Below are 605 nucleotides of genomic sequence, written 5' to 3'. Positions count from 1 at the left end.
GTTGCAAAAGAAGTAGGTAGCTTAACCTTCGGGAGGGCGCTTACCACTTTGTGATTCATGACTGGGGTGAAGTCGTAACAAGGTAACCGTAGGGGAACCTGCGGTTGGATCACCTCCTTACCTTAAAGAACCGCCTTTGTAGTGCTCACACAGATTGTCTGATGAAAAAGTAACGAGCAAGACGGCTGCGAAGTCGTGACACTCCGTGTCCCCTTCGTCTAGCGGTTAGGACTCCGCCCTTTCACGGCGGCAACAGGGGTTCGAATCCCCTAGGGGACGCCACTTGCTGGCTGTGGGTGAAAGGCACAACCAAACGTATCTCAAAACTGACTGTATCAGTCACGTTTGAGATATTTGCTCTTTAAAAATCTGGATCAAGCTGAAAATTGAAAAACACTGAACAACGAAAGTTGTTCGTGGGTCTCTCAAATTTTTGCAACACGAAGTGAAACAGCTTCGGGTTGTGAGGTTAAGCGACTAAGCGTACACGGTGGATGCCCTGGCAGTCAGAGGCGATGAAGGGCGTGCTAATCTGCGATAAGCGCCGGTAAGGTGATATGAACCGTTATAACCGGCGATACCCGAATGGGGAAACCCAGTGCAAT

General features: G+C 49.6%; 1 tRNA gene and 2 rRNA genes. All 3 read left to right on the top strand.

Features of this window, described 5'->3' with window-relative positions:
- A 16S ribosomal RNA gene (locus tag INT84_RS24095) occupies nucleotides 1-120 on the top strand; the annotation flags it as partial.
- A gap of 87 nt (nucleotides 121-207) precedes the next feature.
- A tRNA-Glu gene (locus INT84_RS24090) sits at nucleotides 208-282 on the top strand.
- 185 nt (nucleotides 283-467) lie between these two features.
- A 23S ribosomal RNA gene (locus INT84_RS24085) occupies nucleotides 468-605 on the top strand; the annotation flags it as partial.

The organism is Superficieibacter sp. 1612_C1 (assembly GCF_015234305.1).
GTDB lineage: Bacteria > Pseudomonadota > Gammaproteobacteria > Enterobacterales > Enterobacteriaceae > Superficieibacter.
This window is presented reverse-complemented; position numbering and strand designations above follow the sequence as displayed.